Annotated in this window: 16 protein-coding genes and 1 pseudogene; 11 read left to right on the top strand and 6 right to left on the bottom strand. The window is 72.1% G+C overall.

Translation table 11 applies throughout. The features are described 5' to 3' along the window. Positions 1-5 precede the first annotated feature (5 nt). A pseudogene (locus AC27LF_RS20410) lies at positions 6-864 on the bottom strand (hypothetical protein). A gap of 166 nt (positions 865-1030) precedes the next feature. Here AC27LF_RS20410 and AC27LF_RS20405 point away from each other — a divergent pair. Continuing rightward, on the top strand, positions 1031-2344 hold the full coding sequence (locus AC27LF_RS20405) for a sensor histidine kinase (protein WP_479659316.1): 1314 nt from the start codon (positions 1031-1033) through the stop codon (positions 2342-2344). Positions 2345-2498: 154 nt separating this feature from the next. Here AC27LF_RS20405 and AC27LF_RS20400 read toward each other — a convergent pair whose 3' ends face one another. Continuing rightward, complete coding sequence (locus tag AC27LF_RS20400; RefSeq protein WP_479659317.1) at positions 2499-2993, bottom strand: SUKH-3 domain-containing protein; 495 nt, start codon at positions 2991-2993, stop codon at positions 2499-2501. A gap of 116 nt (positions 2994-3109) precedes the next feature. Next, positions 3110-3661, bottom strand: coding sequence for a YwqJ-related putative deaminase (locus AC27LF_RS20395; protein WP_479659318.1), 552 nt, complete (start codon positions 3659-3661; stop codon positions 3110-3112). Between the two features lie 296 nt (positions 3662-3957). Here AC27LF_RS20395 and AC27LF_RS20390 point away from each other — a divergent pair, with 296 nt between their 5' ends. The 3 genes from AC27LF_RS20390 to AC27LF_RS20380 all read left to right on the top strand — a co-directional run bounded on the left by AC27LF_RS20390 (position 3958) and on the right by AC27LF_RS20380 (position 8944). Next, positions 3958-4956, top strand: a complete 999-nt coding sequence (locus AC27LF_RS20390; protein ID WP_404027119.1) for an SMI1/KNR4 family protein — start codon at positions 3958-3960, stop codon at positions 4954-4956. Between the two features lie 7 nt (positions 4957-4963). Further along, positions 4964-7912 (top strand): SUKH-4 family immunity protein, encoded by a 2949-nt coding sequence (locus AC27LF_RS20385; protein ID WP_479659319.1) that lies wholly within the window; start codon positions 4964-4966, stop codon positions 7910-7912. A 144-nt stretch (positions 7913-8056) separates the two neighbouring features. Then, positions 8057-8944 carry a coiled-coil domain-containing protein gene (locus AC27LF_RS20380; RefSeq protein WP_479659320.1) on the top strand — a complete coding sequence of 296 codons (888 nt, stop codon included), beginning with the start codon at positions 8057-8059 and terminating at the stop codon, positions 8942-8944. Positions 8945-8982: 38 nt separating this feature from the next. Here AC27LF_RS20380 and AC27LF_RS20375 read toward each other — a convergent pair whose 3' ends face one another. Then, positions 8983-10476, bottom strand: coding sequence for an MFS transporter (locus AC27LF_RS20375; protein ID WP_479659321.1), 1494 nt, complete (start codon positions 10474-10476; stop codon positions 8983-8985). 390 nt (positions 10477-10866) lie between these two features. Here AC27LF_RS20375 and AC27LF_RS20370 point away from each other — a divergent pair, with 390 nt between their 5' ends. After that, positions 10867-11655, top strand: coding sequence for an ABC transporter ATP-binding protein (locus tag AC27LF_RS20370; RefSeq protein WP_404027111.1), 789 nt, complete (start codon positions 10867-10869; stop codon positions 11653-11655). Next, the gene (locus tag AC27LF_RS20365) at positions 11652-14216 is read left to right on the top strand and encodes an ABC transporter permease (protein ID WP_479659322.1); all 2565 of its coding nucleotides are present in this window, start codon (positions 11652-11654) and stop codon (positions 14214-14216) included. The genes AC27LF_RS20370 and AC27LF_RS20365 overlap by 4 nt, the downstream gene beginning before the upstream one ends. An 86-nt stretch (positions 14217-14302) precedes the next feature. Here AC27LF_RS20365 and AC27LF_RS20360 read toward each other — a convergent pair whose 3' ends face one another. Both AC27LF_RS20360 and AC27LF_RS20355 read right to left on the bottom strand, forming a co-directional pair. Continuing rightward, positions 14303-14431: a hypothetical protein gene (locus tag AC27LF_RS20360; RefSeq protein ID WP_479659323.1), complete on the bottom strand. Its 129-nt coding sequence runs from the start codon at positions 14429-14431 to the stop codon at positions 14303-14305. Continuing rightward, positions 14428-14703, bottom strand: coding sequence for a type II toxin-antitoxin system Phd/YefM family antitoxin (locus tag AC27LF_RS20355; RefSeq protein ID WP_479659324.1), 276 nt, complete (start codon positions 14701-14703; stop codon positions 14428-14430). The genes AC27LF_RS20360 and AC27LF_RS20355 overlap by 4 nt, the downstream gene beginning before the upstream one ends. 143 nt (positions 14704-14846) lie before the next feature. Between AC27LF_RS20355 and mfd the strand changes: the two genes are divergently transcribed. The 5 genes from mfd (at position 14847) to AC27LF_RS20330 (ending at position 23242) form a co-directional block, all read left to right on the top strand. Next, entirely contained in the window at positions 14847-18404 is a 3558-nt protein-coding gene (gene mfd, locus AC27LF_RS20350; RefSeq protein ID WP_479659325.1) for a transcription-repair coupling factor, read from the top strand. A 600-nt stretch (positions 18405-19004) separates the two neighbouring features. Then, entirely contained in the window at positions 19005-19679 is a 675-nt protein-coding gene (locus AC27LF_RS20345) for an HNH endonuclease family protein (protein ID WP_479659339.1), read from the top strand. Positions 19680-19952: 273 nt separating this feature from the next. Next, positions 19953-20672: a hypothetical protein gene (locus AC27LF_RS20340; protein WP_479659326.1), complete on the top strand. Its 720-nt coding sequence runs from the start codon at positions 19953-19955 to the stop codon at positions 20670-20672. A gap of 38 nt (positions 20673-20710) precedes the next feature. Further along, a complete protein-coding gene (locus tag AC27LF_RS20335) occupies positions 20711-22195 on the top strand; it encodes a serine/threonine-protein kinase (protein ID WP_479659340.1) in 1485 nt (494 codons plus the stop codon). 219 nt (positions 22196-22414) lie between these two features. Continuing rightward, a complete protein-coding gene (locus AC27LF_RS20330) occupies positions 22415-23242 on the top strand; it encodes a glycoside hydrolase domain-containing protein (protein WP_479659327.1) in 828 nt (275 codons plus the stop codon). The last annotated feature ends 133 nt before the right edge of the window (positions 23243-23375 follow it).

Raw genomic sequence — 23375 nt, 5'->3', positions numbered from 1 at the left:
TTTGCCTACTCCGCTGAGGTCGCGACACCTACTATGCCGCACCACCAGCCCTCGATGCGACGGTACAAGTCGGCGCTCTTCAAGACTTTGATCACGAGGCAGCCGTGATAGCCGTCGCCGGTGTTTTTGCGGACTGTCTTGGGGTTGTGCTTCTTGAGTGTCGTCTTGTTGAACAGGGCGCCGTCGGCGCCGATGAGTTCGGGCCCAGTACTGCTCGGCAGCCGCCACGTCCGCGCTCTCATGGATCATGACGGTGTAGCGGTGCCGCTCGCGCTCGACGCCGAGTAGGTCGAGCCAGGCGAGGAAGACCCTGATCATGCCGGGGTCGCTGTTGACGAAGGTGACGTTCTCGCGGCGGGCGTAGGGCTTGTCCTTGCTGCCCTCGGCCCAGTAGAGGCCGACCCCGACCAGGAACAGCTCGCGGGGCGACAGGTTGCCGATGGAGTCGCGGGCGGTGCTCTTCGTCTGCTGCCGTTCCTCGTCGCGGAGGCGGAGCCTCGCCTCCCAGCCCTTCTTGGCGATGGACGCCGCTTCCTCGCGGCTGCGCCTGCGCTCCGGCTTCGGGAGGTCCCGTACCCAGAGGGAGACCGAGCTCTTCGAGCAGCCGAGTTCTGCCTCGATCTGGTCGTATGTCCAGCCCCGGAGGCGTAGCTCCCGCGCTTTTTCGCGTAGGTCGTCCTTCGCGCGGGGGCGTTTTGTCCATTCAGGTGGTGGTTCGCCCTTCACTAGCTGGTTGAGGATGTCGTTGTTGAAGATCTTCAGTTCGTCCCGGATCTGCCGAAGGCTGTAGCCGCCGCGCCGCAGCGCGATCGCCTGTTCGCGTAGGGACTCGAAGTCGGTGTATTTGCCCGGTGGATGTGCCATGGGCATACCGTCCGGCCGGAATGGGTCGTTCCGGAGTCGAACGGGGATGGTTCACCAGTTCGAGGGATACGGGGAGGCTTCGCAACGGTGCGCTCACGGAGTGTGCTGTGAGCGGGTACGCAAAACTCACCCGATAAGCGGCGCCCGCCGCCCGTAGGCTGGACGCATGACCACGACGGGGGAAGAGCACACGGCGGCCGTGACCGGGCCGTGGTGGTGGGCGAGGTGGCGCAGCGCACTGCTGGACGGCGGCCTCGCGGTGGTGTCGGCCGCGGAGTGCGCGGCGGAGGGTGTGCCGTTCGCGCGGGACGCGGGGATCCCGGTGCCGGCCGGGGTCCTGTTCGGTCTGCTGGCCGGTTCGGTGCTGGTGCTGCGCAGGAAGTGGCCGATCGCCGTGGTGCTGGTGGCGATCGCGATCACGCCGGCGCAGATGGGTTTCCTGATGGGTCTGGTCGGCCTGTACACCCTGGCCGCCGCCGAGCTGCCGCGCCGGATCATCGTGGCGCTGGCCGGTATGTCGTTCGTCGGGACGATGATCGTCACGTTTGTGCGGGTGCGGCAGGACATGGCGCGCGGGGATCTGACGCTGGGTGACTGGTTCGAGCCGTTCGCGTCGATCACGACGTCGCTGGGTATGACGGCGCCTCCGGTGCTGCTGGGGCTGTATGTGGGGGCGCGGCGGCGGTTGATGGAGAGCTTGCGGGAGCGGGCGGACAGTCTGGAGCGTGAGCTGCAGTTGCTTGCGGAGCGGGCCGAGGAGCGGGCCGAGTGGGCGCGTAACGAGGAGCGCACGCGGATCGCGCGGGAGATGCATGACGTGGTCGCGCATCGGGTGAGTCTGATGGTGGTGCATGCGGCGGCGTTGCAGGCGGTGGCGCGCAAGGATCCGGAGAAGGCCGTGAAGAACGCGGCGTTGGTCGGGGACATGGGGCGGCAGGCGTTGACGGAACTGCGGGAGATGCTGGGGGTGTTGCGGTCGGGGGACGGTTCGGTGCGGCGTGCGGAGCCGGTGCCGCTTGCGGCTGTGGAGGCGGTCGCTGCGGCGGCGGCGTCGCGGGCGGTGGCCGAGGAGGGTGCGGGGGAGGGGCCGTGTCTGTCGGAACTGGATGAGTTGATCGGGCAGTCGGCTGCGGCGGGCATGGTGGTGAATCTGTCGGTGGAGGGTGAGCTGCGGTCGTATGCGCGGGAGGTCGAGCAGACGGCGTACCGGGTGGTGCAGGAGGCGTTGACGAACGTGCACAAGCATGCGGCGGGCGCGAAGACGCATGTGCGGCTGGCGCATCGTGGTGCGGAGATCGCGATGCAGGTGGAGAACGAGCCGCCGCCCGAGCCGGCGTCGGCGTCGGCGGCGGGGTTGCCGTCCGGTGGCAACGGTCTGCTGGGGATGCGGGAGCGGGTCGTGGCGCTGGGCGGTGTTTTTGTGTCGGGTCCGACGGACGCGGGGGGTTTTCGGGTGTCGGCGGTGATTCCGGCGGTGTGATCTTCGCGGCCCGCGTGTCGCTGGGCGGTCCTCGCGCTTCGGGCGGCGGGCCGCGCCGTGTGCGTCCGGGTGCGGATTCCCCCTGCGTCCGGATTCCCCGTACGTCCGGATTGCGCTGTGTGTCCTGCTGGCCGGCGCGTGTGTGCCGGGTGGGTCAGGCCGCTGTCAGGCGGGTGGGCTGGGTGCCTGCGATGAGTGTGGTGAGGGCGCGGTCGATGTCCGGGCCGAGGTACCAGTCGCCGGTGTGGTCGAGGGTGTAGACGCGGCCTTCGGCGTCGATGGCGAGCAGTGCGCCGGTGTCGGTCTCCTCGCCGAGTGGGCACAGTTCGGTGTCCAGGGCGCGGCCGAGGTCGCCGAGGGTGCGGGCGAGGTGCAGGCCGTGCAGCGGTTCGAGGTGCAGTGCGGCGGGTGCGATCTGTCGGCCGGGGCCGGTGGGGGCGATGCGGAGTCCGCCGAATTCGGCCCAGGCTTCGACGGCCGCGGGGAAGACGGCGTGCCGGTGGCCGGCGGGTGAGATGTGGGCGCGCAGGGCGTCGGCCCAGATTTCGGCCTGTTTTATGTCCCAGCGTCCGGGCTGCCAGCCGGCGGCGCGCAGGGCGGCGTCGACGGGCACGGCGAAGCGGGTGGAGGTGGTGCGGTCGGTGTGCATCTGCCCTTCGTTCGTCGAGATCTTGCGGTGGTGCGGGTGGTTCCGGTCGTGCGGGTGTGGGGCGGTGAGGGTGTCGGGGGTGTCGGGGATGGGTACGCGGGCCGGCCCTGGGGTGTTCAGCGGTCTGTCGTGGCCGGGTCGACGACGCGGACGCCGAAGTGGGCGCTCAGGGCGGTGCAGGCGCGGCAGGGTGTGGCGAAGCTGCCGTGCAGGGGGTCGCCGTCCTCGCGTATCCAGCGGGTGGTGAGCTTGGCCTGCTTGAGGGCTTTGCGGGCTTCGCCGTTGGTCATCGGTTTGCGGGCGGCGCGCTTGCTGCGTGCGGCGTCGGCGGCGGCGATGTGGCGGGAGATGAGGATGGTCTCGGCGCAGCGGCCGGTGAAGCGGTCCCGCTGGTCGCTGGTGAGGGTGTCGAGGAAGTCCTGGACGAGCGGGTGCAGGGGCGGGGTCTGGTCGCCGCGGGCGGCGGTGCCGGTGAGGGTGGCGCCGCGTACGGACAGGGCGGCGGCGACGGTCGGCAGGATGCCGTCGCGTCGGTGGAGGAGGGCGGGCACCTGGGGTGACTCGGTGTGGCTCCAGTCGATGCGGGGGTCGCCGGAGGCGCTGTCGGCGCCGCCGGCCCGTGTTTCGGCGCGGGCGTTCGCCTGCGGTCCCGTCTGCGTCGAGTTCATGATCGTTTCCCTCCCGGGCGTCCCCCGAAGGACACAGAGTGCCAAATGCCGTGGCGGGTGCGGAAGCTGGGGCGGCGCGACACGCCCGGGTTTGGGTGGACTGTCACGGTGGGATGACCTCTGGTCACGGAAGCGGAGGCCCGGTGACCGGTGTCCGTGTACCGCATAGGCTGTCGGCACCGCGATGGGCGCGGTCAACGCGTCGGTGACGTTGGAGAGACAGTCGGATACGGGTCGTGGCGCGCCGTGCGTGGTGCGGTCGCGGCTCGTACAGAGTGCCGCAGGGGGCAACCGCCATGACGACAGGTCGGCTCGGGCAACAAGCCGCGCCGCCGAACGCGGCCTATGCCGGGCAGGTCGTGCACTTCCCGGATCCGGTTCGGGCGGCGCGCCACCCGAGAGGGGTACGGGTCGACGAGCGCGGGTATCCCGACTTCTCGCCGTATGCGCGTGCGGCGGCGGAGATCGCCGATCCGCCGGAGGGTTTCGGTGTGGACGAACTGCGGCTGACGGACTATGTGTCGGCGAACGCGGCTCTGTCGGCGGCGGGGCACGAGTTGTGGGACACGGTCCCGGAGGTGGCCACGCCGCACGGCTGGACCTGGCATCACGTGGCGGGTTCGCGGCGGCTCGAACTGGTTCCGGTCGAGGTGAAGGCGCTGCTGCGGCACCACGGGGGGATCGCCACGGCCCGTGTCGACCAGGGCAAGCGGGGCACGCGGCCGTTGCAGGAGACGCGTCCGGCGCACTTCGGGCTGCCGAAGTCGGGGGTGGCGGTGACGGAGCAGCAGGTGCAGGGGGTCGAGGAGGACCTGGGGTACCGGCTGCCCGGCGCGTACCGTTCGTTCCTGAAGGCGGCGGGTGGTTGCGCGCCGGTGGGGACGGCGCTGGACGCGGAGTTGGGGCTGCTGCTGGACCAGCCGTTCTTCACGGTGCGGGACGAGGCGGCGGTCAATGACCTGGTGTATGTGAACAAGTGCCTGCGGGATCATCTGACCAAGGACTATCTGGGTGTGGCCTTTGTGCAGGGCGGGCTGCTCGCGGTGAAGGTCAAGGGTGAGCGGACGGGTTCGGTGTGGTTCTGCGCGTACGACGACGCGCGGGACGTGGATCCGGCGTGGCCGCCTGCGGAGCGGGTGGCGCGGCTGCTGCTGCCGTGCGGTGAGGACTTCGATGCCTTTTTGTCGCGGCTCGCGGGTAGTCCGCCGGAGCTGGATACGGTGGCGAACCTGATGGTGGACGGCGGCTTCGCGCGTGCGGTGCCGGTGGTGTCGGCCGGGTCTGCGGGGGAGTGAGCTTTCGATGGTGACGTTTGCGCAGGCGCAGGAGCGCGCGGAGGAGTGGGTCAACGGGGACGTGCCCGCGTATCAGCATCGTGAGGTGCGGGTGCGGGAGTTCGAACTCGGTTTCGTGGTGTGGGGGGAGGACCGGGCGGAGGGTCCGCGTTCGGATGCGGGCGGGCAGCGGCTCGTGATCGCCCGGGACAGTGGTGAGGCCACGCTGTGGCCGGCGCTGCCGGTGGGTGAGGTGATCCGCCGGTACGAGGAGGAGTACGGCCGTGAGGCGGGCGTGGCCGAGGCGCCGCCGGCGCCTGCGGCGCGGGTGGATCTCAATCAGACGTCGTTCTTGTTGACTCCACCGGAGTGGCTTCAGGAGGCGGCCGACAAGCTGGGCATTCCGGATCGGCGGGCGGCGGGCGGCGGCGCGCTGCCCGAGACGCAGGCCGGGGTTCCGGTCGGGCCGTCCGCGTCCGATGCGGCGCCTGGTGCGGCGCCTGGTGCGTCGTCGGGTGCGGGGGGTGGTTCTGGTTCTGCGTGGCCGGCCGCCGGGGGTGGTGCCGAGGAGGGTGCCGGGCGGGTGGCGCCCGGCGCTCCGGTGGGCGCGACGCCCTGGGCGGGCACGGACACCAACGCGGACGCGGGTGAGGACCGGTCGGTGCCGCTGCCGGCGACGGTGTTCTCGTCGCCGGTGGGTGACTCGGACGACGACGTGCCGCCCGCCGCCGCGCCGGACGCCAAGACGGCGCTGATGTCGGGCGGCAGCCAGCTGCCACGCACGACGGTCGCCCCGGCCGTCGACGCCCCGAACCCCCCGGGCCCCCAGGGCAGCACACCGCCGCCCGCACCGGGCGCGCCGGGGAGCATGCCCGCGCCACCGCCGGGCGCGCCGGGGAGTACGCCGCCGCCCGCACCGGGGAGCATGGCTCCGCCTGCACCCGTGCAGGGTGGGCCGGGCAGTACGCCGCCGTCCGCACCGGGCAACACGCCGCCGCCTCCGCCGGGTGGCATGCCTGCGCCTGTGCCGGGCGCGCCGGGGAGCATGCCCGCGCCTCCGCCGGGCGCGCCCCCGTACGGCTATCCGCAGGGTCCGGGTGGTCCCGGCACGCCGCCTCCGGGTGCCGGGCCGGCCGCCCCGCCGCCTGCGCAGGGCCCCGCCACGCCGCCGCCTCCGGGGTTCCCGCAGGGCACTCCTCCGCCCCCGGGTGTGCCGCAGGGCGGCAGTACTCCGCCGCCGTCGGGATTCCCGCAGGGCAGTCCCGCGCCTGCGGCCGCCGCGGGGGACATCGCGGACGCCGCCACGAGCAAGGCCGCGCCGCCGCGTCGTGGCGGCGCTATGGGCGCGCCGCCTCCGCCGCCGGGCGCTCCGGGCACCCCGGGCGTACGGCCGGGAAGCACGCCGCCGCCGGGTGGGCCGGCCACGCCGCCCGGCGGGTACGTACCGACGCGGCTCGTGTCGTCGCTCGGCCCGGACGGACCCGGCGGCACCGGACCCGGTGCCCCGAACCCGCCGGGTGCCCCGGGTGACACCCCTGCCGGCAGCGTGCACCAGGCGGCGACCGTGCTGGCCGACCCGAGCCGGATGGCGGGCGGCGGCACGGGCGGCGGCGCCCCGCAGCGCCCCGGACCCCCGCAGCCCCCGGGCGCCCCTGGTGGGCCGCAGTCTCCCGGAGCCCCGCAACAGGGTGCGCCGAATCCGCCTGGCCCCCCGCAGCCTCCCGGCGCCCCCGGAGCCCCGCAGCCCCCTGGTGCGTCGAATCCGCCGGGTGTTCCGGGTGTGCCTTCCGTTGGTGGTGCCGGGCAGCCGACTCCCGTGCACCATGCCGAGACCGTGCTGGCCGCGCCCCCGGTGGGCGGGCCCCCGGTGGGCGGACCCGGTATGCCTCCGCCGCCGCACGGCGTACCCGGTGCGCCGGGCGCTCCCGGTGTGCCCCCGGGTGCCCCGCCGGCGCCGCCCGGTGCGGTTCCGCCGCCCGCGTACGGCTATCCGCAGCAGGCGCAGCCGACGGTCGGCCCGGGGTATCAGGCCGTGCTGCGCTACCGCGCGCAGGACGGTTCCGAGCAGCAGCTGATCCGGCGTTCGGCGCCGGGCACGCCGCACCCGGAGTGGCAGATCTTCCACGAGCTGCGCGCCATGAACGTCCCGCCGGACCAGGTGCTTGAGCTGCACACGGAGCTGGAGTCCTGTGAGCTGCCGGGCGCCTACTGCGCGCGGATGATCCGCGAGCAGTGGCCGCAGGCGCGCATCACGAGCATCGCGCCGTACGGCACGGACCATGCGAGCCGGCAGCAGGGTATGCGGCAACTGCTCGCGCATCAGGGCGAGTTGCATCAGGTGGCGGACGGTCCCGCGCGGCCGGCGCCGGTGCGGGCGCCGCTGCCTCCGGTGCAGGCGGCGCCGCCGGTCCCGCCGGAGGGGGTCGCGCAGGAGCTGGCGGCGGCGTTCGGGCCGGGCGTGTTCCACTTCGAGCAGGCCGCGGTGTCCCGGCAGGGGGTGCCGCCGGTCGTGGCGCACACGCTGGTCGTGGCGGGGCTGCCGGTGGACGTGGGTCCGTTCTTCTGGGCGCAGGCCCAGCCGGGCCGTCCGGTGCCGACGCTGGCGGAGCTGGCGCAGGAGCGCGGGGTGCGGCCCGCCGCGGACGCGGGTTCGTATCTGGTGATGGGCACCGACTTCGGCCGGGCGGTCTGTGTGCAGTACGGCACGGCGAACATCGTGGCCGTGCCGGTGGAGGCGGGGCCGGGTGGGGCGCCGGTGCCGCCGCAGTTCGTGAACACCGGTCTGCCGGAGTTCGCGCGCTGTCTGGCGCTGCTCGGCCGGATGTGGCGGCTGCGGTACGGCCTGAACCAGGAGCAGGCGGGTCGCTGGACCGTCGATTTCCAGGCGCAGCTCGCCTCTCTCGATCCGGCGGCGCTCGGTTCGCCGGAGAGCTGGTGGTCGGTGCTGCTGGAGCAGATGTGGGACGGCTTGTTGTAGCCGTGCGCTGGTGAGCCCGGGGGCCGGGTCCGGTCGAGTGATCGGACCCGGCCCCTTTTGCGTGTCACGGACGCTTACACCTGATTCATCCTGAGCTGCGCGAAATCATCATTTCGTGTGTGTTCGGCGGAGAGAGGTTCCAGGATGAACAGGGCATCGGTGCCATCGCACGGCTTCCTGACCGTCCGCGGGCGCGGGTACCGCCCCGAGCAGGTGGACGCGTACACGGCGGCGCTCTCGGCGGAGCGGGACGCGGCGTGGGAGCGGGCCGCGCGGCTGACCGTGCTCGCCAGGGACATGGAGGCGGAGGTGGAGCGGCTGCGCGATGCGGTCGCGCGGCTCGCTCCGCAGACGTACGAGACGCTCGGGGAGAACGCGTGCCGTATCTTCCAGCTGGCGCAGGAGGAGGCGGCGGCGCTGCGGGAGTGCGCTCGGGGTGTGCTGCGCAAGGAGGCGGCCCGGGCCGAGGAGTATGCGCTCGGGGTGCGCCGGGCGGCCCAGGACGAGGCGGACGCGGTGCGTGCGGAGGCCGAGGAGCGGGCCCGTCGGCGGCTGCTGGCGGCGCAGGCCGAGGCGGACGACGTTCGTGTCGGGGCGCGGCGTGCGGTCAAGGAGTGGCGTGGTGAGGCGCTTGCGGCGTTGCGGGAGGTGCGGCAGCGGACCGCCGCGATGCTCGCCGAGCAGGCCAAGGAGCATGCGGCGCGGTGGGCGGGGGCGGAGCAGGAGGAGCTTGAGCGGGCGTCGTCGCGGGAGAGCGGGGATGCCGAGGCGGTGGTCCGGGCCGAGGCCGCGCTGGCCGTGGCGCAGCGGGAGATCGGTCAGGCGCGGGAGGCGGCCCGGCGCTGTCAGGACGAGGCGCACGCGCGTGCCGCGGAGATCCTTGCGCAGGCGCGGGTGCGGCAGGAGCACATCGCGGGGGAGACGGAGCGGGTGCTGCGGGAGCACAGTGAGGTGTGGGACGAGATGCAGGCGCAGATGGACTGCGTGCGCGACAGTCTCACGTCTTTGACGGGGCGTGCCGTCTGGGAGTGAGCGGGCCGCATGGTGCCGGGGGCCGTCGGGTGCCGGGATCAGTCGTTCAGGACGGGGAAGCGGCGGGGCGCGAGGAGCAGCAGGGCCAGGAAGGCCAGGGCCGCCGCGCAGGCCGCTCCGAGGTACACCGCGTGCACCGCTTCGGCGACGGCGTGCCGGGTGGAGTCCGCGGCGGGGCCCAAGTCCAGGGAGCGGGTCACCGTGTCCAGGTCGCCCGCGCCGCCGAGCCGGGCGGCCAGTACGCCGTTGGCGACCGCGCCGAACACGGCGGCGCCGACGGTCTGGCCGGTCTGGCGGCAGAACAGGACGGAGGCGGTGGCGGTGCCGCGTTCCGCCCAGCCCACCGTGGACTGGACGCCGACGATCAGCGGCAGCTGGAACAGGCCGAGTGCGGCGCCGAGCAGCAGCATCAGCAGCGTCGGCTGCCAGGCGGCGCCCGGGTACGGCAGGAGGGGGAACGCGAACAGGATCAGCGCGGCCGTGCCGATGCCGAGCAGCGCGGTGTCGCGAAAGCCGATGCGCCGGTACACGTGCTGGCTCAGTGCCGCGGACACCGGCCAGGTCAGGGTCCATACGGAGAGCACGAATCCGGCGGCCACCGGGGCCAGGCCGAGCACCGACTGCGCGTACGTCGGCAGGAACACCGTGGGTGCCACCATCAGCAGGCCGAGCGCGCCCAGCGCGACGTTGACCGCGGCGATGGTACGGCGCCGCCACACCCAGCCGGGGATGATGGGCTGCGCCGCCCGGCGCTCCACCCACACCACGACCGCGATCAGGGCGAGGCCCGTGGCGAACAGGGCGAGTGACGGCGCGGACAGCCACGCCCAGGCCACCCCGCCCTGCACCAGCGCGGTCAGCAGTGCCCCGCCGCATGCGAACACCGCCAGCGCGCCCGCCCAGTCGATGCGCGGGGGCGTGCGCGGCTCGCGTGCGGGTTCGTGGAGGTGACGGACGATCAGCCACAGGGCCGCCGCGCCTATGGGCAGGTTGACCAGGAAGATCCACCGCCAGTCCGCGTAGGCGGCCAGTACCCCGCCGAGCCCCGGGCCGGCGACCGCCGAGACCGCCCATACCGTGGACAGCTTGGACTGGATCTTCGGGCGTTCCTTGAGCGGGTACAGATCGGCCGCGAGGGTCTGCACCGTGCCCTGCAGCGCCCCGCCGCCGAGGCCCTGCACGATGCGGAACGCGATCAGTGCCGCCATGTTCCAGGCGAGCGCGCACAGCAGCGAGCCGGCCAGGAAGACGGCCGCGCCCGCGACCAGGACCGGTTTGCGGCCGAAGGTGTCGGAGAGCTTGCCGTAGACGGGCAGGGTGACGGTGACGGCGAGCAGATAGCCGGAGAACAGCCAGGAGAAGACGGAGAAGCCGCCGAGGTCGCCGACGATCTGCGGGACGGCCGTGGAGACGATGGTGGAGTCGAGCGCCGCCAGTGCCATCGCGAGCATCAGCGCGGCGACCACGGCGCCCCTGTGGTCCGTCCCGGTCTGCTGAGCGGCGTCCCGTGTCACGGGTCTCGTGCTGCCCACCGCGGTCCCCCTGACTGTTTTTTCCGTGCGTCCGTCCGGCGTTGCGACAGCTTCCCACTTGACCCTGACGCGACGGCAGGGTGGAGGCTTCCTTGGCCGAAGGGTGGACCCGACCCCGAGAAGGGGTCCACCCGGCGGTGGACGGCCCCTAGGGGTATCTCCGTACTGAGGCCCGGGCAGGGTTCGTCCCGGCGGAGGACGAGAGCCGTACGCCGGCGTCCTTAACCTGGCTCTACGCCGCTGGGGGGCGGCTCATCGCACGGCGGGGGTGGGGTTTTCCCCAGGAGAAGACGGGGCTGTGCACCAGCGCGCCGACCCCTTGCCGGCCATGACACTCATCGACGTACCGCTTCGCGCCGCCCAAGCGCAAACCGACATAGGAGATTTACCGTGACATCGGCTGTGACCATTCCCAGGCACGGGGGTACTGGAGGGCGTACGGCCGTTGCCGCGCGGGCGCGGCAGGTCGTCAAGGCGTACGGCTCCGGGGAGACCCGGGTCGTCGCTCTCGACCACGTCGACGTGGACATCGCCCGCGGCCAGTTCACCGCGATCATGGGCCCCTCGGGGTCCGGCAAGTCCACCCTGATGCACTGCCTCGCCGGCCTCGACACGGTCACCAGCGGGCAGATCCACCTGGACGAGACCGAGATCACCGGCCTGAAGGACAAGAAGCTCACCCAGCTGCGCCGGGACCGGATCGGGTTCATCTTCCAGGCGTTCAACCTGCTGCCGACGCTGAACGCGATCGAGAACATCACGCTGCCCATGGACATCGCCGGGCGCAAGCCGGACAAGGCGTGGCTGGACCGGGTGGTGGAGACCGTCGGGCTCGCGGGACGGCTCAAGCACCGGCCCACCCAGCTCTCCGGAGGGCAGCAGCAGCGGGTCGCCGTGGCCCGCGCGCTGGCCGCCCGACCCGAGATCATCTTCGGTGACGAGCCGACCGGAAACCTCGACTCCCGGGCGGGCGCCGAGGTGCTGGGCTTTCTGCGCCGGTCGGTCGACGAACTGGGCCAGACCATCGTGATGGTCACCCACGACCCGGTGGCCGCCTCGTACGCGGACCGGGTCCTCTACCTCGCCGACGGCCGCATCGTCGACGAGATGTACCAGCCGACCGCCGACCAGGTCCTCGACCGCATGAAGGACTTCGACGCCCGGGGGCGCACGTCATGACCGTCCTGAGGACGTCGCTGCGCAACTTCTTCGCGCACAAGGGACGCATGGCGCTGTCGGCGGTCGCCGTCCTGCTGTCGGTCGCGTTCGTGTGCGGCACGCTGGTGTTCACCGACACCATGAACACGACGTTCGACAAGCTGTTCTCGGTGACCGCGTCCGACGTCACCGTCTCGCCCAAGGACGCCAAGAGCGATCAGAGCCCGCAGAACGGCGTGCCGCTGTCGCTGCCCGCCGCCGCCCTGGACCGGGTCAAGACCGTCGACGGCGTCAAGTCCGCCGAGGGCGCGGTCAGTTCGATGAGCGTGACCGTGGTCGACGGTGACAACGAGAACGTGGGCTCCACCACCGGCGCCCCCACCATCGCGGGCAACTGGACGAGCGGCGACCTGCGTTCCATGGAGATCACCTCCGGGCACGCCCCGCGCGGTCCGACCGAGATGATGGTCGACGCCGACACCGCCGACAAGCACCACCTGGGGCTCGGCGACGAACTGCGCACCATCACCCAGCGGGGCGACTTCACCGCCCGGATCGTCGGCATCGCCACCTTCAAGGTGACCAACCCCGGTGCCGCCGTTGTGTACTTCGACACCCCCACCGCCCAGCGCCAGCTGCTCGGCAGCACCGGCCGCTACACCCAGATCAACGTCACCGCCGCGGCCGGCGTCTCCGACGCGCGGCTCAAGCAGAACGTCGCGGGCGCGCTCGGCGGGCCGTACAGGTTCCAGACGGCCAAGGAGAACGCCGACGAGAACCGCAAGGACGTCGGCTCCTTCATGGACGTCATCAAGTACGCCATGCTCGGCTTCGCCGGGATCGCGTTCCTCGTGGGCATCTTCCTGATCATCAACACCTTCTCGATGCTGGTCGCCCAGCGCACCCGCGAGATCGGCCTGATGCGGGCCATCGGCTCCTCCCGCCGGCAGGTCAACCGGTCGGTGCTGGTCGAGGCGCTGCTGCTCGGCTTCGTCGGCTCGGTCCTCGGTGTCGGCGCCGGCGTCGGCATCGCGGTCGGCCTGATGAAGCTCATGGGCGCGGCGGGCATGGAACTGTCCACCCGTGACCTGACCGTCAAGGCCACCACCCCGGTGGTGGGCCTGGTGCTCGGCGTGATCGTCACCGTGCTGGCCGCCTATCTGCCGGCCCGGCGGGCCGGCAAGGTCTCCCCGATGGCCGCGCTGCGCGACGCCGGCACCCCGGCCGACGGCCGGGCGGGCCTGGTGCGCGGCCTGATCGGCCTGGTCCTCACCGGCGCCGGCGGTGCCGCCCTGTACGCGGCGGCCACCGCCGACAAGGCGAGCGACGGCGCGCTCGTCCTCGGCCTGGGCATCGTGCTCACCTTGATCGGCTTCGTCGTCATCGGTCCGCTGCTGGCCGGCGGCGTGGTCCGGGTGATCAGCGCGGTGCTGCTGCGGGCCTTCGGCCCGGTCGGCCGGATGGCCGAACGCAACGCCCTGCGCAACCCGCGGCGCACCGGGGCCACCGGCGCCGCCCTGATGATCGGCCTCGCGCTGGTCGCCTGCCTGTCGGTGGTCGGCTCCTCCATGGTCGCCTCCGCCACCAGCGAACTGGACAAGTCGGTCGGCGCGGACTTCATCGTCGAGGGCAACCAGCCGATCGTGCCGCAGGCGGAGAAGGCCATGGAGCAGGCCCCGGGCCTGGCCCACGTCACCCGCTACAAGGCCCTCGACGCCACCCTCACCTCGCCCGACGGCGAGGTGGACGACTCCGGCATCACCGCCGCGGATCCGACGTACGCCGACGATCTGCGCCGCCCGACCACCGAGGGCACCCTGAAGGACGCCTACGGCACCGGCGCGATGTCGGTGGGCTCCGACTACGCCAAGAAGCACGGCGTGCACGTCGGAGACACCCTCACTGTCGCCTTCAAGGGCGGCCGCACGGCCCGGCTGAAGGTGGCCGCGATCACCGACGACTCCACCGCGATCGACCAGGGCGCCCGCTACACCAGCATCGCCACCATGGAGAAGTACCTGCCCAAGGGCCAGATCCCGCCGAACGTGATCATGTTCGCGAAGGCGGAGAAGGGCCAGGAGAAGCAGGCGTACGCGGCCCTGAAGAGCGCGCTGAAGAAGTACCCGACGTACCAGGTCAGGGACCAGACCGACTACAAGCAGGAACTGAAGGACCAGGTCGGCCAGCTCCTGAACATGGTCTACGGCCTGCTCGCCCTGGCGATCATCGTCGCGGTGCTGGGCGTGGTGAACACCCTGGCGCTGTCGGTGGTCGAGCGGACCCGGGAGATCGGTCTGATGCGGGCCATCGGCCTCTCCCGCCGCCAGCTGCGCCGCATGATCCGCATGGAGTCCGTGGTCATCGCCCTCTTCGGCGCCCTTCTCGGTCTCGGCCTCGGCATGGGCTGGGGCACCACCGCGCAGAAGCTGCTCGCCCTGGAGGGCCTGGGTGTCCTGGACATCCCCTGGCCGACGATCATCGGCGTCTTCGTCGGCTCCGCCTTCGTGGGCCTGTTCGCCGCGCTGATCCCCGCGTTCCGCGCGGGCCGGATGAACGTACTGAACGCGATCGCCACGGAGTGACGACGTCAGGACCACCGCAGACGGGGGTTGCGGGGGAAGGGCCCGGTGCCGGGGAGTACGAGAACTCCCCGGCACCGGGCCCCTCGTCATGCGGCGCCACGACCGAGGTGGAGGACCGTGACGGTGACGTTGCTCTCGGTGATCCCCTGCATGCGGCGGTAACGCCCCACGCGCATGCGGCGGCGCAGCTCGCGCGATCCGTATTCGGTGGTCACCGGCGGTGCAGCCCGAGGCGGGCGCGTGCCTCGTCCTGCGGGGCGGCGGCGACCCGGCCGCCGGCCTGGCGGGCCCGGTACCGGGCCGGCGTCGGCTGATCTTCCAGGTCCGCAAGCCGGGCCTCCAGCTCGGCCGGCTCGCTGGGGTTGATGAACACGGCGGCGGCCTGGCCGTGATCCGTGATGGTGATGCGCTCGCGTGCGTTCGCCGTCCTGCGGACCAGGGAGCCGAACCGGGCACGGGCCACAGTGATGGGGAAGGTCGCACTCATGTGCACAACCGTACGGTTCACGCAGCGTCACGTCGTTCGCTCTCGCGGGTGAACGTCACTCGGGCGTCGTAGGCTGGACACCCCCGGCCCGCGCAGCGTGTCGGGTGATTCGCGTTGCCCCTTCCAGGACGGACACCCCCTCCATGAGCCTGCACGGTCTGCTCGACGCCGTCGTCAAGGACGCCGCTCTCGCGGAAGCGATCAAGGCGGCGGCCGACGGCAACCGCACCCACGTCGACCTGGTCGGCCCCCCGGCGGCCCGCCCCTTCACGATCGCCGCCCTGGCCCGCGAGACCGGCCGCCCCGTGCTCGCCGTGACGGCCACCGGCCGCGAGGCCGAGGACCTGGCCGCCGCGCTCCGCTCGCTGCTGCCGGCGCAGGGCGTCGTGGAGTACCCCTCCTGGGAGACCCTTCCGCACGAGCGGCTCAGCCCGCGCAGCGACACCGTCGGCCGCCGCCTCGCCGTGCTGCGCCGCCTCGCCCATCCCAGCCTTGACGACCCGGAGACCGGCCCGGTCTCCGTTGTCGTCGCGCCCGTGCGTTCCGTGCTCCAACCGCAGGTCAAGGGCCTCGGTGACCTCGAACCTGTGTCCTTGAGGAGCGGCCAGAACGCCGACCTGAACGAGATCGTGGACGCCCTCGGCGCCGCCGCCTACGCGCGCGTGGAACTGGTCGAGAAGCGCGGCGAGTTCGCGGTGCGCGGCGGCATCCTCGATGTGTTCCCGCCCACCGAGGAGCACCCCCTGCGCGTCGAGTTCTGGGGCGACGACGTCGAGGAGATCCGCTACTTCAAGGTGGCCGACCAGCGCTCCCTCGAAGTCGCCGAGCACGGCCTGTGGGCGCCTCCCTGCCGCGAACTGCTGCTCACGGACGACGTACGCACGCGTGCGCGTACCCTCGCCGAGGAACACCCCGAACTGGGCGAACTGCTCGGGAAGATCGCCGAGGGCATCGCGGTCGAGGGCATGGAGTCCCTGGCCCCCGTCCTGGTCGACGACATGGAACTGCTGCTCGACGTCCTGCCCGCCGGCGCCATGGCCCTCGTCTGCGACCCGGAGCGGGTCCGCACGCGTGCCGCCGACCTCGTGGCCACCTCGCAGGAGTTCCTGCAGGCGTCCTGGGCGGCCACCGCCGGCGGCGGAGAGGCCCCCATCGACGTCGGCGCGGCCTCCCTGTGGTCCCTCGCGGACATCCGGGACCGGGCCCGCGAGCTGGGCATGATGTGGTGGTCGGTGTCCCCGTTCGCCGCCGACGAGTCGCTGACGTCGGGCGCCGACGCCACGGGCGACGCCGACACCCTCCAGCTGGGCATGCACGCCCCGGACACCTACCGCGGCGACACCGCCAAGGCGCTCGCCGACACCAAGGGCTGGCTCGCGGACGGCTGGCGCACCGTCTTCGTCACCGAGGGCCACGGACCGGCCGCCCGCACGGTCGAAGTGCTCGGCAGCGAGGGCGTCGCGGCCCGCCTGGACGTCGACCTCGGGCAGATCGCGCCGTCCGTCGTGCACGTGGCCTGCGGCTCGATCGACTACGGCTTCGTGGACCCGGTACTGCGGCTCGCCGTGCTCACCGAGACCGACCTGTCCGGGCAGAAGGCGGCCGGCAAGGACGGCGCCCGCATGCCCGCCCGCCGCCGCAAGACCATCGACCCGCTGACCCTGGAGACGGGCGACTACATCGTCCACGAGCAGCACGGCGTCGGCCGCTACATCGAGATGGTCCAGCGCACCGTGCAGGGCGCCACCCGCGAGTACCTGGTGGTCGAGTACGCCCCCGCCAAGCGCGGCCAGCCCGGCGACCGCCTCTACATCCCCACCGACCAGCTGGAGCAGATCACCAAGTACGTCGGCGGCGAGGCACCCACCCTGCACCGCCTGGGCGGCGCCGACTGGACGAAGACCAAGGCACGCGCGAAGAAGGCCGTCAAGGAGATCGCCGCCGACCTGATCAAGCTGTACAGCGCGCGCATGGCCGCACCCGGGCACGCCTTCGGCGGCGACACCCCCTGGCAGCGCGAACTGGAGGACGCCTTCCCCTACGCCGAGACCCCCGACCAGCTGACCACGATCTCCGAAGTCAAGGAGGACATGGAGAAGTCGGTTCCCATGGACCGCCTGATCTGCGGCGACGTCGGCTACGGCAAGACGGAGATCGCGGTGCGGGCCGCCTTCAAGGCGGTGCAGGACGGCAAGCAGGTCGCGGTGCTCGTACCGACCACACTGCTGGTGCAGCAGCACTTCGGGACGTTCGGCGAACGCTACGCCCAGTTCCCGGTGAACGTGCGCGCCCTGTCCCGCTTCCAGACCGACACCGAGGCCAAGGCCGTCCTGGAAGGATTGCGGGACGGCTCCGTGGACGTCGTCATCGGCACCCACCGCCTCTTCTCCGCCGAGACCAAGTTCAAGGACCTCGGCCTGGTCATCGTCGACGAGGAGCAGCGCTTCGGCGTCGAGCACAAGGAGCAGCTGAAGAAGCTGCGCGCCAACGTCGACGTCCTGACGATGTCCGCCACCCCGATCCCGCGGACCCTGGAGATGGCGGTCACAGGCATCCGCGAGATGTCCACGATCACCACCCCGCCGGAGGAGCGGCACCCGGTGCTGACCTTCGTCGGGCCCTACGAACAGAAGCAGATCGGCGCCGCGATCCGCCGTGAACTGCTGCGCGAGGGCCAGGTCTTCTACATCCACAACCGGGTCGAGTCGATCGACCGGGCCGCCGCCCGGCTGCGGGAGATCGTCCCCGAGGCGCGCATCGCCACTGCGCACGGCCAGATGTCGGAGTCGACGCTGGAACAGGTCGTCGTCGACTTCTGGGAGAAGAAGTTCGACGTGCTGGTGTCCACGACGATCGTCGAGTCCGGCATCGACATCTCCAACGCCAACACCCTGATCGTGGAGCGCGGCGACACCTTCGGCCTGTCCCAGCTGCACCAGCTGCGCGGACGCGTGGGCCGGGGCAGGGAGCGGGGGTACGCGTACTTCCTCTACCCGCCGGAGAAGCCGCTGACGGAGACCGCGCACGAACGGCTCGCGACCATCGCCCAGCACACCGAGATGGGCGCCGGCATGTATGTCGCGATGAAGGACCTGGAGATCCGCGGCGCCGGGAACCTGCTCGGCGGCGAGCAGTCCGGGCATATCGCGGGCGTCGGCTTCGACCTGTATGTGCGCATGGTGGGCGAGGCCGTCGCCGACTACCGGCGGCAGCTGGAGACCGGCGCGATCGAGGAGGAGCCGCCGCTGGAGGTCAAGATCGAGCTGCCCGTCGACGCGCACGTCCCGCACGACTACGCGCCCGGCGAGCGGCTGCGCCTCCAGGCGTACCGGTCCATCGCCTCCGCCAACTCGGAGGCGGACATCACCTCGGTCCGCGAGGAACTGGTCGACCGCTACGGCAAGTTGCCCGAACCGGTGGAGAACCTGCTGCTGGTGGCCGGGCTCAGGATGCTGGCGCGGGCGTGCGGGGTCGGCGAGATCGTCCTTCAGGGCAACAACATCCGTTTCGCGCCGGTGGAGTTGCGCGAGTCGCAGGAGCTGCGGGTCAAACGGCTGTACCCGGGGGCGGTCATCAAGCCGGCCGCCCACCAGGTCCTGGTCCCCCGCCCGAAGACGGCGAAGGTGGGCGGCAAACCGCTGGTCGGCCGCGAACTGCTGTCCTGGGTCGGCGAGTTCCTGGCCACCATCCTGGGCTCCTGACCCCACCCCACGGGAACGCCTCCCGGCGGCCGGGACGGCTCCCGGGCGGCGAAGCCAACGGGCCCAGGCGGTGAGGCCAACGGGGCCGGGCGGTGAGGCCGGCGGGGCCGGGTGCGAGTCGGTTCCAGGTCGGGTGGCGTCGGTGGGGGCTGGGTGTGGGGCGGTTCCGGGCGTGCCGGTCGGCGGCGTTGGCGGTCGGTGGGGTGTGAGGTCGTGGCGTCGGTGGTGGGTCGGGGCGCTGGGCGGTGAGGCCGGCGGTCGGCGGGGGTGGGCCGGTCTCCGGGGCAAGTGGCGTCGGCGGTGTGCCGGTTCCGGGTTGGGTGCCGGTCGTTGGCGTCGGTGGTGGGTTGCGTGCGGGGGCGGCTGCGGGGGTGGTGGTGGACGGCGGTGGGTGTGAGTCGACCCACAAGTCGGCGGCGTGCCACCGGCGATACGCCCTCTTCGCCCCCAACGCCCCTTTGAGCCCGCTGCGCTGCTCATCCGTCGGCCGCTACCGTGTCACCAGCAACGATCTGCTCCACGCCGGGGCGGAGCAGAGGAACCCAAGGGGGACGCGCCGTGGGGCGTCTGAGGGGCGGGGCCGTCACCGCCGCCGTCGTGATGCTTGCCGTGGCCGGCTGCACGGAGCTGCAGTCGGACGGATCCTCCGGGGCCGAGGGCACGGGCGGCGGGGGCGCGGCCCTGGCCGCCGCGGAGTCACTGACCGTCAAGGGGCGCGCGCCGAAGACCGGTTACGACCGCGACCGGTTCGGCACGGCCTGGGCCGACACCGACTCCAACTCCTGCAACACCCGCGACGACATCCTCAAACGCGACCTGAAGGACGTGAAGTTCACCGACGGCGACTGCAAGGTCTCCTACGGCCTGCTGGAACCCGATCCGTACTCCGGCAAGGACATCACCTACCGGCGCGGACGCAGCCAGGTGGACATCGACCACATCGTCGCCCTCTCGGACGCCTGGCAGAAGGGCGCCAAGTACTGGGACGCCGGCAAGCGCATAGCCCTGGCCAACGACCCGCTCAACCTGATCGCCGTCGACGCGAGCACCAACCGCGGCAAGGGCGACGGCGACACGGCGACCTGGCTGCCGCCCAACAAGTCCTACCGGTGCGCGTACGTCGCCGCCCAGGTCGCCGTGAAGCAGAAGTACGAGCTGTGGGTCACCGCCTCGGAACAGGCCGCCATGAAGAAGGTGCTGGCCGCCTGCCCGAACCAGAAACTGCCCTCAGGCGGCAACCCGACCAAAGCGCCGGAGCGCTTCCACGCCCGCTGAGCCTCAGCCGCCGAGCGCGTCCAGGTCGAGGACCTGGGGCACGCCACCGAGGGCGAGTCGTATCTGCTGAAGGCCGACGGCGGCTCCGCGAAGGACTGGGCGGGCGCGGGTGCCGCGGGTCGACAACGGTTCGGTAGCTCACTGTCCACAACGTTGGACCGCTCGTCCCTGGTGGGCCATATGCTCGAAGCGACATCGCCCGACCGGCGTCGCCCGCGCTGCGGACCGTGCCGGCGGGCGCGTACGCCCACTTCAGGCATCACAGGAGCAGCCATGCAAGGCCACGGCTACGCACAGCCGGTGAAGCAGCCGCCGCACCCCGCGTGGCTGGTCTTCCTGCGCGTGCTGTTCGTGGGGCTCGCCTTCGTCAGCATGGGCTTTCTGAGCTGGGCGATGATGCTGCGCCTGGCCGTCGTGACCCGCAGGGCGCTGGACCGGGGCCTGCTCGTGGCGACCTTGGCGGCCGACGTGCTCAGCGTGGTGCTGCTGGGCAGCGAGCCGGGTGACGAGATCCACACCCCCGGCGGCTATCTGGGCCTCGCCGTGCTGCTGTTCACGCTCGTGGCCTCGACCGCGTACTACCTGGTCGCGGACATACGTCACTTCCAGCGACTCCAGGAGGCCCACGGCGGGCCGCGGACACCGGCGTACGGCTACGGGCAGCCGTGGTCCACCGGGACGACCGTACCGATCGTGCCGCGGCCCGCGATGCCGCAGCCCCGGATGCCGCACACGCCCGTACCGCATACCCCCTCACCGCACACGCCCGTACCGCACGCGCGCGGGCCGCACACCCCCGTACCGCCCGCGCCCGCCGTCGGCCCGCCGGGGCCGCGGCCGCCGATACCCGCGCCGCCCGCGCGTCCTGCGCCCGCGCGCATCGACCAGGTGCGCGCCGAACTCGACGAGCTGAGCGACTATCTGCGCAGGCACGACGGCCAGCCCACGGACGGCAACGGCGGCGACGGCGGCGACCGCGAAGGCGGAAGGTGAGCGTGGCGACGGGACGCGTCGTCGCCGGGCGCTACGAACTGTCCACGCTGATCGGGCAGGGCGGCATGGGCCAGGTCTGGACGGCGTACGACCAGCGGCTCGACCGGCGCGTGGCGGTGAAGCTGCTGCGCCCCGACAAGGTGGCAGGACAGGAGGCCGACGAACTGCGCCGACGGTTCGTGCGCGAGTGCCGGGTGACCGCGCAGGTCGACCACCCCGGCCTGGTGACCGTGCACGACGCGGGCAGCGAGGGCGAGGAGCTGTTCCTCGTCATGCAGTACGTCGACGGCGCCGACCTGTCCGACCACCTCGCCGAGCACGATCCGTACCCGTGGCAGTGGGCGGTCGCCGTCGCCGCGCAGCTGTGCGCGGTGCTGAGCGCCGTGCACGCGGTGCCGATCGTGCACCGGGACCTGAAGCCGCGCAACGTGATGGTGAAGCAGGACGGCACGGTCACCGTCCTCGACCTCGGCGTCGCCTCCGTGATGGACACGGACACCACGCGCCTGACCCACACGGGCTCGCCGATCGGTTCGCCCGCGTACATGGCGCCCGAGCAGGCGATGGGCGGTGCCGTCGGCCCGTACACCGACCTGTACGCGCTCGGCGTCCTGCTGCACGAACTGCTCAGCGGTGACGTGCCGTTCGCGGGTTCCACGGCGCTCGGCGTGCTGCACCGGCACCTGTACGAGCCGCCGCTGCCCGTGCGCCGGCTCCGCCCCGAGGTGCCGGAGCCCCTGGAGGCGCTGGTGCTGCGCCTGCTCGCCAAGGACCCGCAGCACCGCCCCGGGTCCGCGCAGGAGGTGTACGAACACCTGGCGCCGCTGCTGCCCGGGCGGGGCACGCCGACCGGGCAACCGCTGGATCCCACGCGCCCCTTCCTGCGCCCGCACGCCCCCTGGCCGGACCTCGCGCGCACGCCCGTGCCCTCGCCCGCCCCGGTGCCGGCCGCCCCCGGCAGGACCGATGTCGCCGCCGCCGTGGACGAGGTCAAACGGCTGCTCGGCGAGGGCCGCATCACCCAGGCCGTCGACATCCTCGGCGCGATCCTGCCGGCCGCCGCCGAGCAGCACGGCGAGCACTCCCCGGTCGTGCGGACGCTGCGCAAGCAGTACGCGGCCACGCTGATGGACGACGGCCAGTACCGGCGCGCGCTGCCCGAACTGCGCCGCCTGGCCGACGAGCGCGCCGCCGAGGCCGGCCCGTCCGATCCGCAGTCCCTGCGCTTTCGCTACGAGGCCGCCCAGTGCCTCGAACAACTCGGCGATGCGGCGGCGGCGCTCGCCGAGTACCGCGCGCTGCTGCCGTACTACGAGAACCAGTACGTCTCCGGTGACCCGCGGCTCGGCCATGACGTGCGCCGCCGCATCGGCCATCTGCTGCTCGCGCTCGGCGACCGGCCCGCCGCCCACGACACGCTCGCGCGGCTGCTGATCGACGTGGAGCGGGTGCACGGCCCAGGCCATTCGCTGGCCGCCGAGGTCAGACGGAGCCTGCAGTGGCTGGGACAGGTGCGCGGCTAGGCTTTGCCGACTCCTGTGGGAATCTTGTGATCTTCCGGGGGCGGGGTTTTCCGAAGCCAGGGACGCGGCCGGATAGGTTGCGGTTCGTTTTTGCCAGACAGTACGTGCCAGACAGCGCGTGCAGACAGCGTGCGCGTGGCGGGTGCGCGGCGTGTGCCGGACAGCGTGTGCCGGCCCGCGTGCCGCCGTGGGCACCGAGCGATCAGGGGTGGGGTCTTCATGTCCAGCCATCGGCAGTCGAAGAAGCGCCGATACATCACGTGGGCGGCGGTGGGCGCCGTCGTCGCGGCGGGCGCGGGCATCGCCGCGCAGACGTCCATGGCCGCCACCACCTGGCCCGCGCAGAAGACGTACACCGGCCGCGCCTTCGACACCTGCGCCGCGCCCTCGCTGGCCGCGATGAAGGCATGGCACACCGGCTTCTACGGGGCCGCCGCCGTCTACGTGGGCGGCAAGAACCGCGGCTGCAACCAGCCCAACCTGACCGCTTCCTGGGTCAAGTCCGTCAACGCCGTCGGCTGGAAGCTCATCCCGATCTACGTCGGCGCCCAGCCGCCCTGCCAGACCGGTTCAAGCCCGGAGAAGATCACGGCCAGCACCGCCGCCTCCCTCGGCGCGCACGACGCCGCCGACGCCGTGGCCAAGGCCGCCGCGCTCGGCATGAAGGCAGGCAGCCCGATCTACCTGGACATGGAGGCGTACGACGTCACGAACAAGGCGTGCAACAACGCCGTCCTGACGTATGTGCGCTCCTTCACGAAAACGCTGCGCGGCAAGACGTACCGCGGCGGCATGTACGGCTTCACCAGTTCCAGCGCCAAGGCGATCGCCACCGCGACCGACAAGACGGACCTGCCCGGCAACCTCTGGTACGCGCTGTGGGACAAGAAGAACACCACGACCGCGGACTGGCCGTGGGGCGCGACGCAGTTCACCGACCACAGCCGCGGCCACCAGTACATGGTCAACAGCAAGGAGACGCGGAACGGTTACACGATCACCGTGGACCGGGACGCCTGGGACGCACCGGTGGCCATCGTCGGCTGACATCGCCGCCGCGGGGACGGGCCGGTGCCCGAAGAGCAGGTGAATCGTTGGTCCGATGGGTTGGCCAGAGGCCGCCCACTGCCTACCATCGATCACCGCAAGACCTTGTGCACCGTCGCACAATCTCCTCGGG

The sequence above is a fragment of the Streptomyces diversicolor genome (assembly GCF_057537855.1).
Note: the sequence above shows the minus strand (reverse complement) of the source record. Positions and strands in the feature narration are given on the sequence as shown.